We start from the raw sequence: 446 nt of genomic DNA on the forward strand, positions 1-446 counted from the left end.
AATGGCTAAAGCAGTATGAGCAAAGCCACTTTTCATTGCCGTCATGGCCGTCGTTACATAACGCGATAAAGTGGCAGACGCCTCGTTGTTTGCAAAGTGACGGTGAATCGCAAAAATGGCCGGTTGACGATGATTCACTTAGCGCGATTGTTGAGCGCTTTATTGACGATAAGCTCACCACTTATGAACAGCAGCGAGACTTTCCAGCGATTAAAGGCACCTCCGGGTTGAGCCCATATTTGGCGTTGGGAATAATCAGCGTTAAACAACTGCTCGTTAACGTACAGCAGCGCCACCCTGATATTTTGCAAAGCGCAAAAAGTAACCTCTTTAGTTGGGTCAACGAACTGATTTGGCGAGAATTTTATCGCCATCTTATTGTTGCTTATCCGCGTTTATGCAAACACGCTAACTTTAACGCCAAGTACGACGCCGTGAAATGGCGT

The 446-nt window shown here is 46.4% G+C and carries 1 pseudogene; it reads left to right on the forward strand.

Annotated features, from left to right (window positions below):
- Positions 1 to 446 (forward strand): annotated as a pseudogene (locus tag CWB98_RS23810) (FAD-binding domain-containing protein); the annotation flags it as partial.

Source organism: Pseudoalteromonas rubra, from assembly GCF_005887115.1.
Lineage (GTDB): Bacteria > Pseudomonadota > Gammaproteobacteria > Enterobacterales > Alteromonadaceae > Pseudoalteromonas > Pseudoalteromonas rubra_F.